General features: G+C 46.4%; 12 protein-coding genes and 1 pseudogene. All 13 read right to left on the bottom strand.

The annotated features are described in order from the left end of the window. Window positions 1-55 precede the first annotated feature (55 nt). Window positions 56-1,174 carry a tyrosine-type recombinase/integrase gene (locus R1Y93_RS09850; RefSeq protein ID WP_119298178.1) on the bottom strand — a complete coding sequence of 373 codons (1,119 nt, stop codon included), beginning with the start codon at window positions 1,172-1,174 and terminating at the stop codon, window positions 56-58. 169 nt (window positions 1,175-1,343) lie between these two features. After that, window positions 1,344-3,326: pseudogene (locus R1Y93_RS09845) on the bottom strand (ATP-dependent DNA helicase). 21 nt (window positions 3,327-3,347) lie between these two features. After that, the gene (locus R1Y93_RS09840) at window positions 3,348-3,674 is read right to left on the bottom strand and encodes a hypothetical protein (RefSeq protein ID WP_500822665.1); all 327 of its coding nucleotides are present in this window, start codon (window positions 3,672-3,674) and stop codon (window positions 3,348-3,350) included. Between the two features lie 55 nt (window positions 3,675-3,729). Next, on the bottom strand, window positions 3,730-3,810 hold the full coding sequence (locus R1Y93_RS09835) for a DUF4240 domain-containing protein (RefSeq protein ID WP_500822666.1): 81 nt from the start codon (window positions 3,808-3,810) through the stop codon (window positions 3,730-3,732). A gap of 19 nt (window positions 3,811-3,829) precedes the next feature. Then, a complete protein-coding gene (locus R1Y93_RS09830; RefSeq protein ID WP_500822664.1) occupies window positions 3,830-4,075 on the bottom strand; it encodes a DUF4240 domain-containing protein in 246 nt (81 codons plus the stop codon). Between the two features lie 394 nt (window positions 4,076-4,469). Beyond that, window positions 4,470-5,039 carry a DUF3846 domain-containing protein gene (locus R1Y93_RS09825; protein ID WP_500822663.1) on the bottom strand — a complete coding sequence of 190 codons (570 nt, stop codon included), beginning with the start codon at window positions 5,037-5,039 and terminating at the stop codon, window positions 4,470-4,472. Window positions 5,040-5,159: 120 nt separating this feature from the next. Beyond that, window positions 5,160-5,369, bottom strand: a complete 210-nt coding sequence (locus tag R1Y93_RS09820; RefSeq protein ID WP_500822662.1) for an ECF-type sigma factor — start codon at window positions 5,367-5,369, stop codon at window positions 5,160-5,162. Further along, on the bottom strand, window positions 5,338-5,601 hold the full coding sequence (locus tag R1Y93_RS09815; RefSeq protein WP_500822661.1) for a hypothetical protein: 264 nt from the start codon (window positions 5,599-5,601) through the stop codon (window positions 5,338-5,340). Before R1Y93_RS09815 ends, R1Y93_RS09820 begins: the two co-directional genes overlap by 32 nt. 327 nt (window positions 5,602-5,928) lie before the next feature. Then, entirely contained in the window at window positions 5,929-6,648 is a 720-nt protein-coding gene (locus R1Y93_RS09810) for a winged helix-turn-helix transcriptional regulator (protein WP_500822660.1), read from the bottom strand. Between the two features lie 30 nt (window positions 6,649-6,678). After that, window positions 6,679-7,095: a metal-dependent transcriptional regulator gene (locus R1Y93_RS09805; protein WP_500822659.1), complete on the bottom strand. Its 417-nt coding sequence runs from the start codon at window positions 7,093-7,095 to the stop codon at window positions 6,679-6,681. 12 nt (window positions 7,096-7,107) lie between these two features. Next, window positions 7,108-8,733, bottom strand: coding sequence for an ABC transporter substrate-binding protein (locus tag R1Y93_RS09800; RefSeq protein ID WP_500822658.1), 1,626 nt, complete (start codon window positions 8,731-8,733; stop codon window positions 7,108-7,110). Beyond that, the gene (locus R1Y93_RS09795; RefSeq protein ID WP_500822657.1) at window positions 8,730-9,470 is read right to left on the bottom strand and encodes an ABC transporter ATP-binding protein; all 741 of its coding nucleotides are present in this window, start codon (window positions 9,468-9,470) and stop codon (window positions 8,730-8,732) included. Before R1Y93_RS09795 ends, R1Y93_RS09800 begins: the two co-directional genes overlap by 4 nt. Further along, window positions 9,443-9,793 (bottom strand): ATP-binding cassette domain-containing protein (locus R1Y93_RS09790; RefSeq protein WP_500822656.1); only part of this gene is annotated, 351 nt, incomplete at its 5' end. The genes R1Y93_RS09790 and R1Y93_RS09795, both read right to left, overlap by 28 nt.

The following is a 9,793-nucleotide window of genomic DNA, read 5'->3' as shown; positions in this document are numbered from 1 at the left end:
TTATACTTTTCCGCCTCTATAAAAGGCTGTAAAAACGCAGGCATAAAACCACCTCCTATAGCAGTTCCTCAATCCCATACAGGGAAGAATGTTTCTCGTAGAATTCCTGACTGGCATCCAGCAGTTCATCATCCACAATGTCCAAATAGTTGATGGTGGTCTGGATGTGGCGGTGTCCATAGGCTAACTGTATCAGTTCCAGCGACCATCCTGCTTTTCTCCGCTCATTTCCAAAGTAATGCCGGAGCATGTGTGGCGTGATCTTGATCCCGGTTTTCTTTTCCATTCTCTTCAGCATAGAGTATACCGCTTCCACGTTCATTGGTTTTCCGATGTTATCCCCGGAAATATTCACAAACAGGCTTGTCTGGTGCTGAAGGAGTTTTCGGTACTCTGCAATATACAGATTTAAAAAATCGAAGGTATCTTTGCTGATCTTCGCACTTCGGTATTCTGCATTCTTGGCTCTCGCTCCATTTTCATTGTCCTCACGGAAATATACCCGGATTATGTGGTTCCGATAATCAATGTCCTTACTATAATCAATTCCCAAAATCTCACCGATCCGGTAGCCTGTCTCTGCCAGAAGCAGCATGAGAAGCCGATCTCTTATATTGGTACACGCTTTCAGGATTTCTACAATTTCATCTTTCTTTGCTGCCCTTGCCTTATGCTCTTCCTCTTTTAAATAGCCTTTGAAGCTCCTTGACCGTATGCTTTTCTTTACACCTACCGCATCGACTGCCATAAAATAATTATAGGACAGTGCTTTCAGTTCCCCGAACTGCTGGTACTCTTCTTCTATAAAAAGATAGAACCTGAACACATCTTTTAAGTATGCGTTGCAGGTTCCATTGTTCGGAGATCTGTGATTTTCATCTTGCGTATGTTTCCCAGCTTTCAGCCAGTATAAAAACTTTACAAAGTGTTCTGTCTGTTCGACATAAGGCATTTGATATATATCTATCAATTCCTGTTCTTTTTCATGGATGTATTCCAGATAATACAGGATGGAAAGTGCGGAGCGCCGTATCGTATTCGGCGAACATTTGCTCCGTATCTTGTGCATCAGATATTTGGTAGGAAGCAGGACAATGTCCAAAGTTTCTATATCTCTGATGAAGAAATAAACTGCAGAGCCTTCTCTTTCTGTTTCCAGCTCATATCTTCTCATTTCTGCTCACTTCCTTTCCTCTAACGCTATACACAGTATACCCAACTCATGCCGATAAAGCTATCACCAATACTACCAATTCGCTCCAAACCGCCCCTGAAATACCACTAAACTTTTTGTCCTGTCTGCTACCCGGATCTGGGCAGAACCAACAACGCCACGGATGCTCTCAGCTGTAGTAACGCTCCACTTTCCGGCTTCGGATAAAATCTTCTACTTCTTCGATCCGTTCTGCCATCTGGCACTTTGGCAGTGCTTCCAGAACATCACTCCGATACCTGCCTTTTTTCGTGGCACGGTGATCTAAAATAGACACAACGCAGGTGTCCTGCTCCGTGCGGATTGCCCGGCCAAATCCCTGACGCAACTTCTTCTGCATATCTGGCACCACGATGGTCTGGATGTAGGATTTCAGCGATCGGTACTGCTCCCTCTGGGCTTCATGGATAGGGTCCGGAACAGAAAACGGTAGTTTTACGATAATCAGGGACGATACCATGTCACCCGGAAAGTCCACACCTTCCCAGCAGGAGCCGGCTGCGAACAGCACTGCATTCTCCATCTTCTTAAACCGTGCAATCTCTTCCTGGGAGTTTCTCCATACCTGCACCATCGGGAACGGGATCTGATCCCGCAAAAGCTGCTGCACATTTCCCATCAGGGTATAAGATGTGAACAGTACCAGCGTATGCCCGTAAGTGGAACACACCAGATCACGGATCTGCACGGCAAGCTGCTCGGCCTCTTCCCTGCTTCCCTTTTTCATAGGTCTTAAATGCTCCGGGATGTAAAGCAGACAGTTCTCTTTGTAACAGAATGGGGATTCTGCCACACACTCCCGGACGCCCGTTTCTTTTTCCAGCCCGGTCATCTGTCTGGTTCTTGCAAACCCGTTCCCGGCTTTTAAGGTGCCGCTGGTTAAGATCGCCGGAAATCCCCGGCTCCATAAAGTCGCATCCAGATACTTCGGGATCTCCCGGTTGACTGCCATAAAGGTTAAATGTCCCCGGCTGTCCTGCTGTAAAAACAAAATATATCGCTTGTCGTTCTTTAAAAACCAGCCGAACAGCTCGTCCATCTCTTCCAGCCGCCGGAAGATCCAGTAAGGAATGTTCCCGGCAAGCCTTTTGATCATAAGCTGAAGCCTTTCCTTTATCTGGGCCAGAAGGCTTCCAGCCCCCGGTGGGAAATAAAAACTTTCTTTTCCAGCCATGTCCTCTGTGCCATCTTTCCGATGATTCCGGATTTCCGTATGAAGTGCAGCAAACCATTCCTGCAGCCGTTTCCCATCCGTGCCTTTATGCTCCCTGCTTAAAAAATAAGCGATCTCCTGCACATCTTCCCTTCCAATGCTTCTTCCATACATCTGGCTGGCGGCTTCCGGGAGCTTATGGGCCTCATCCACGACCAGAGCCCGGTAATCTGCCAGAAGCGGCCGGTACCCGTTTGCCCGGTGCATGGCATCTGCCAGAAGATAATTGTGATTGCAGATCTGTAAAAAAATGTCCTCTTTCCTGGAACTATCCAGATGCTTCTGATAACGGCATTCTACTTTTCCCCCGGACACTCCCTAGGGCAGAATTTTGGTACGCACACCAGCCTGCGGTCAAAACCGCTCAGGTTATGTACGGAATCTAAATCAAAGCAGTGACGGAGGGACTTGCGATAGCCTCCATCTGTGCCTGATTTTTATTCTTGTCCCGGACTGCCTCTAATCTCTGGGCCAGCCTGTAATCGCATACAAAATGTTCCTTTCCCTTGCGGACGACTGCTTTTAATTCTCCCTGAAGCAGATCTGCTCTTAACAGTACGTCCGATAAGAATGGAACATATTCCTCTATGATGGCTTTCTGTAAGGCGATGCTGGAAGTAGATACCACCACAGACCGCCTGTCACATCCCGAATAACCGGAATGCAGTACACTATATTTCCGCATCAGGATGCAGGCTGTCAGATAGGCATAGGTCTTTCCGATGCCGACTCCTGCATCACAGAGCGTAATCTCATTTTTCATAAGGGTATCCGAGCATTTCATGGCAGAGACGGATCTGTTCTTCCCTTACATGAAGCCCGGCTGTCCGGGAGAAGTTCCCGAAAGATCTGTTCCACTTCGCCATGCGCCCTTTTCTGATATTCGTTTTTATAACACATTACTTCTCCTTGCCGGAAGGCTTATCTTACCATTCCCTTACGGACAGCCTTTACCGCTTCCGGTGCTTTTTGTCCCTGCTCCTGCATCTTCTTTACGGCAGCATTCCCTCTTGCCATCATCCTTCGGATATCTGTCCGGCAAACATTCCATGTCCTTACCTTCTGCGGAGCTTTCTTTACCTGCTCGGACAAATAGCATTCACAGAGTTTCGGATAAACCACCATTGCTTCCGGTAATTCCAGCGGATATTCGATCATGGGATGATACACAATATCCCTTACCACCTGTTCATAACATTCCATCTGCATTTTTGCCGTACTGTCCTGATAGATATTTTTTCCTTTCATGGCACTGTAGACCTGCGATGAGATATATCCCAGTGATTCAAAGCTGCAGTATCCATCACGGAGTTACACCGGAAAGGGCATCCGGATCTTTTAAGGCATTCAGATAGACTTCTTTTCCCTGGGCGATCAGCCACATCCGAAAATCGGAAAATCCATCATCGCTGCACCCCGGTCTCCATCAGAATACCTGCCGCTGTCCATAAGCCGTACTTATAAGCCGCATCCCGGTAACTGGGAACAAGATTGTGGAATTCCAGGACATCTTCCGGTGTCATATAGAAAAGCTGCTGTTTAATCCATACTGCTGAAGCATCCAGATCAGTACCACAGACTTCCTTTGCCTTTTCAATCAGATTCCAGAATTGATCCTTGCCCATTCCACTTCTTTTTGTTTCTTGCATCTTTTCTCTCCCCCTTGATGTGACGTTAATACCACAGGAATACGGCTGTAGTTTCCCACAGCCGCATGGTATCTGATATCAACGACACACTTCTTCATTGATTTCTGTTATTTTATCTTGTTGTTCCGCATTTGACCTCGCACCCCCAGGAACCATCCCTGCTTTTCTTCTGGGAAAGGGGACACTACAGGCGGGCGGCTGGCCTGCCGCCTCTCACAGATGTCCTGAGGGTCTTTCTGATTACAACCCGGAGTCCATCTTCCGCTCTTTGGCTGGTAACGTGTATCATTATCCCCCGTCCGTGATCCTGGCGAAAGGCTGCCACCGCCTTATTCACAGCTATGCTTCCTCGCTCCAAGTCTAAGAATCTTTACCCTATACTTAATCATGGCGCTCATGCTGTCACGCTTCTACGGTTGGGAACGTACCTGTAGTGCCGATATTCACTTGCCAAAGAACAGCCGAGGGATGTCCCTCTGCTTACTAGCCGATAGCAGTGTATATTTTTATTCATCCTACAGAAAAATTTTTTATCTTGCATCCCCCGGATCTTTTTTTCTTCTTTGCCGGATGCTTCTGCTGTGCATCGTTCTTCTGGCTTTTCTTCTGTTCTTTTTGTTCCTGCGGCGGCATCTTCATCACCATGGAGTTCTCCGTTAAACAGAGTAAAAATTTCCGGTGACTGATATTTTTCTTTAAACTTTTCAATCTGCTCCGGTGTCAGCGAAGTAAAATCATCTTCTGTCAGCCCTACCACAAGGAAAGTTCCGGCTATGGCATCATAAATCTGTCCGTGGTCATCATATAACGCCCGATTCAGTGGCAATCCCTCAAATTTTCCATTACCGTTTAAAAGGATTCCAACTTCATCTTCAAACGGATAGGTCATTTCAATGTCACCGCCTACTGCCTGCTGCAGATTCTCCAGCTCATTCGGGATGCTTTTGACATAAGGTGCTTTCATCGGCTCAACTATCAGGTACCGTCATCATTTCTTCCTGCATTTCGGACACTTCTTTTTCATCCATCGTATCAATCCTCCTGTCTGTTCGTTCTAATAGTCAGCCGATGAGGTCCTTTCGTTTTATTCAAATTTCATAGACTTTTTGATCTTTTCCCTTAATCTCCGCAGTCTTGTATAAACCGTCTGCTCCGGCAGTTCCATGTGATGGCTGATTTCTTTTGGTGCATATCCCATCATCTTCAGGACAACCATCTGAAGGGTTTTCTTGTCGGTCGATAACAGAATCTGAAGCAGGGCTTCATTCTCCACGGTATCCAGCAGGGCTTCCACGCTCTCCGGCTGGGACTCTTTGGTTTCTTTTTCTTCCAGGAGCAGTTCCATGCAGTCCAGAAGCGAGGTCTGGTGTTCCCGGAATCTCCGCTCTGACGTTGAAATCGTCCCAGTCATACTCCCGGAGCTTCTGGATCGCCTCTTCATCCACCCCCTGCTCACGCAGGATCTTCTCTTCCTCTGCTTTCCACTGGTTCCATCTATATTCTTCTTTTGCTTTATTGTAAGCCACTTATCTTTTCCTCCGATCTGAATTTTTGCGAAATCAAATCGGAGTGTGGCGGTGATCTGGCTCGTTCTTCCTGTTTACAGGAATGCCAGGCATCTCTGCTGTCTCCCTGCAAACACGGAACTCCTTTGTAATCATCTTTTTACAAAGGCACAGTGTATCGGATGAACCTGTCAGCTAACGGTCAGAAAACTGTCAATTGACGGTCAGTTTTTATCACCTTCTTTCCAGAATAAATAAAATAAGACGAACAACCTTTTTACGGATTATTCGCCTTACTGCTGTTCGTTTTCATTATTCAATTCAAATTTTTAACCTGTATTTCGGATACTACTGCTGTTCGTTTTCTTTATTCAATTCAAATTTGTAGCCTATATCTCGCACACTGACAATGCAATTCCCGGCACCATCTTCAACGGCATTTAGCTTTTTTCTCAATCGCTTTACCAGACACCAAATGATATTTTTAATATCACCAACGGAATAATCTTTCCATACAAGCTGGTAAATCTGTTCAAATGTGTATACTCTCATCGGTGTCACCGCTAATAAGTATAAAAAATTATATTCTTGTTGTGTTAAATGTAACGCTACTCTATTCCAAAATACTTTATGTTTCTTATGATCCATTACAAGTTTTCCCTTATTAATCATCGTTTCGGATTGCTTTTGAGTTATTTTTTGTTTATTGTTTCGTCGTGCCAATGAAAAAATCTGCAGATCTACTTCTTCTATAGTGCTATTTATATCCATTACACAATCTGCACCAGCGTATATTGATTCTTTTTTCCATGACATACACAATAAAGAAGAAGCATCCGCCAAAATAATAATTGGTATCTGCGTTATTTTTCTAATAGCAGATATAATATTACTTATGTTCTCTTTATAAAGGATCACTCCTATTATAAGCACATCATAAGAAAATAAACTCAAATTATGCAGTAAAATTTGTAGATTTTCTGCATAATCTGAGTTTACCTCATTGAATAGTTTTCGATATGATTGATTGTCAAAATATGCTAATATCTTGTATTTTGTGTCTTTCATATTTAATCTATTTTAGCAAAGCAACCTTTTCTACTTCTTCACAGGAAAATCATCAAATATATTGTCAATTTTTTGTGAAGCAATCTCTCTCATCGCATGCTCTTTCAGTTTTTGAAAACTTTCATCACTGACTGCATGTTCCATACGACAAGCATCAACTTCTGCAATTTGTGGATTAACTCCAACGGATATAAGTTGATGAGTAAAAAAACAATGGCGTTCGTAAATTTTTTCAGCCATATCCCGGCCAAGTTCTGTCAGGTGCAGATAATGCTTTTCATCCATTGTCAAAAAACCGCCCTCTCGCAAAGTTCCTACTGCGTAACATACGCTGGGTTTTGAAACCTCCATGTACCGGGCAACATCCAAGGAGCGTACCATGCCCGTTTTCTTATAGAGGACAAGGATAGCCTCCAGATAATCTTCTCCCGACGCATGGAGCTTCATTTTACACCTTCCTTATTCAGCGGGTTCCAGAGAAAGAATGTCGAAGAAGTAGGGGGTTCCGGTAAAGGTATAGCCGGAAATCTTGTCTGTGTTATAGACAATCATATCCTTCTGGTAGGTCAGAGGAATATCCAGCGCCGTTCCAATATCGAAGTTGAACAGGTAGGTATAGGTGTCACGGACCTCCTGCTCATCCACCATGTTCGTCAGTTCCTTGATGGTGGCGAGGAATTCGTCGGAGCCCTCAATGCCGGGCAGGGAGGGCGTCTGAGGCACCATGCTGTCCATTGGGGTAAACCAGCAGTGGGGGGAAGCAAAAGCAAACTGACTGTGCCACAGGGTCAGATCGAACTTACCTTCCAGATAATCAGCGTACCACTGCATCTGCTCGGTGCCGTAGATGGTCACATCAATCCCCACCTCCGCGAGCTGGCTCTTGATGACCTCGGCGGTAGGCATACTGGTTGCACTATAATCAGATTCCAAAGTCAGCAGCAGATTCAGCGGCTCGCCATCCTTCTCACGGATTCCGGTGCTCTCATTCATGACCCAACCGGCCTCATCCAGAAGCTGATTCGCCTTATCGGGATTATAGTCGTAGGTGGTTTCCAATTCTACATCGGCATAGGGCGTATCACGAGTAACAATCATATCTGCCGCAGGCTCATAACCATTAGAAGTAGCCTGGGACAATTCTTCTTTATCAATGGCGTAAGCCACAGCCTGCCGCACCCGGAGGTCAGACATATAGGGACGGGTGGCATTGGTAGTGATAATCTGCACACGGGTGTCCTTATCCGCCATCTGGCCAGCAATACCGTCCATGGCAAGGGCCTGGTCGTATTCCTCATAACTCAGCAGACTGGCACCGTAGATCATGTCGATCTCGCCGGTCTGGAGCGCCTGCAGGCGGGAGGTGGAGTCAGGAATGTACTTGACGATGATCTCGTCCCAATAGGGCTTTTCACCCCAGTAGTCCTCGTTGCGGACAAAGCGGGTGTACTCGCCAGCCACATACTCATCATAGATATAGGGACCCGTACCAGCCACACCGGAAATGGTCTGGAAATCATCTGGAATAATGAACTCCGGCGCGCTCATGGGGCACACATCCGACCAGCAGAAGTCTTGCAGATAGGCATAGAAGGGGTGGTCATAGTGGAGTGTGATGGTGTAGTCATCGACGATCTCCATTTCCGTAATATCGGTGATGCCCTTCAGCGTGTAGAAAGACGGATTGGACTGCTTATGTTCCAAGTTAGTCTTGACCGCCTCGGCGTTAAACGGCTCTCCATTGTGGAAGGTAACTCCCTGCCGCAGATGGAAGGTGAGCTCTGTCTGGTCATCGTTATACTCCCAGCTCTCTGCCAGGCCGGGGACAATCTCACCATTGTCAAAGTCCACCAGATTCTCATACACCAACTTGGATGTGCAGCACAGGGAGTTGTTCATGTAGAGGGTGGAGAGGTCTGTGGTTTCTGCTCCGATAGCGTAGGTCAGCACTTTCTTTTCAGAGTCTGCCGTAGTTGATACATCGCCGCCAGACTCCGCAGGCGTCTGGTTACTGCTGCAAGCAGTAAGGAGCATGGCGAAACAACAAATGGCCGCAATGAGACGAGCAAGTTTTGATTTTTTCATGGTTTACTTCCTTTCTTGTCTTGTAAATTTATGTCAATATTAGATCGACCGATATTAACGATCTGTCCGCTTTCCAGCTCATAAATGCGCTGGGACAGGCGATAAGCGAAGTTCATATCATGGGTGATAAGGAAATAGCTGCATCGGTATTCCCGATGGTACGCCTCCAGAACCTCCCGAATCGCCTTTTGAGAGATCAGATCAAGTCCGCTGGTTAACTCATCCAGAATGAGATAGTCGGGCCGCACAGCCAGCGCCCGCAGCAGTGCAACGCGCCGCTGCTCACCCCCGGATAGGTTTTTGGTTGGCGTATCCAATAGTTTTCTGTTGGTGGCCGTCAAATCCATCAGTTCTAAAATTCTCTGTTTGCGCTCCCCGGAAGATAACTTGGTCAAATTGCGTAATGCTTCCTCTAAATTATGCCCTACGGAGAGCCTCCGGTTCAGGCTGCCAGTGGCATCCTGGAAAACGGCCTGTATCTTTGTGCGATGGCTGCGCCACTGTCCATAACTCCATTTGGCAATGTTCTCGCCATCCAGCAAAATCTCTCCACTGGTGGGTTGCTCCAAACCAATCAAGAGGCGGGCCATTGTGCTTTTCCCACTGCCGCTTTCCCCGGTGAAACTAATATTTTCCCCTTTGTTCCATGTAAATGAAATGTCCTTTAGCACATGAAAAGGCTTGCCAGAGGCATCCAAAAAATCTTTGCTTACATTTCGGACTTGGATTTCTGCCATGTCCAGCCACCTCCTTCCTCAGCCATAGCCAGACGCACGAACTCTTTTGTCCACTCCTTATGAGGGGCGGCAAACAAGTCTGCCGTTGTGCCACATTCCACAATGGTTCCGCTCTGCATCACAAGCAGATCATCACAGAGAGTGCGAATAGCTGCATCATCATGGGACACAAACAGAATTGCTGCCGGTTGTTTCATCCGCATCAATACCTGGATCAGATACGCCTTGTTTTCCTCATCCAAAGCGGAGGTCGGCTCATCTGCAAAAATGTACCGAGGGGAAAGGCCAATTAAAATCGCCATAGTTGCCCGCTGAAGCATCCC

Source organism: Blautia sp. HA3515 (assembly GCF_059933065.1).
Note: the sequence above shows the minus strand (reverse complement) of the source record. Positions and strands in the feature narration are given on the sequence as shown.

Coding starts and splice junctions, on each gene's coding strand:
- R1Y93_RS09825 (WP_500822663.1), bottom strand. CDS start 5,039: ATGAAAGCACCTTATGTCAAAAGCATCCCGAATGAGCTGGAGAATCTG.
- R1Y93_RS09800 (WP_500822658.1), bottom strand. CDS start 8,733: ATGAAAAAATCAAAACTTGCTCGTCTCATTGCGGCCATTTGTTGTTTC.
- R1Y93_RS09805 (WP_500822659.1), bottom strand. CDS start 7,095: ATGAAGCTCCATGCGTCGGGAGAAGATTATCTGGAGGCTATCCTTGTC.
- R1Y93_RS09830 (WP_500822664.1), bottom strand. CDS start 4,075: ATGCAAGAAACAAAAAGAAGTGGAATGGGCAAGGATCAATTCTGGAAT.
- R1Y93_RS09840 (WP_500822665.1), bottom strand. CDS start 3,674: ATGAAAGGAAAAAATATCTATCAGGACAGTACGGCAAAAATGCAGATG.
- R1Y93_RS09850 (WP_119298178.1), bottom strand. CDS start 1,174: ATGAGAAGATATGAGCTGGAAACAGAAAGAGAAGGCTCTGCAGTTTAT.
- R1Y93_RS09795 (WP_500822657.1), bottom strand. CDS start 9,470: ATGGCAGAAATCCAAGTCCGAAATGTAAGCAAAGATTTTTTGGATGCC.
- R1Y93_RS09835 (WP_500822666.1), bottom strand. CDS start 3,810: ATGTGGCTGATCGCCCAGGGAAAAGAAGTCTATCTGAATGCCTTAAAA.
- R1Y93_RS09810 (WP_500822660.1), bottom strand. CDS start 6,648: ATGAAAGACACAAAATACAAGATATTAGCATATTTTGACAATCAATCA.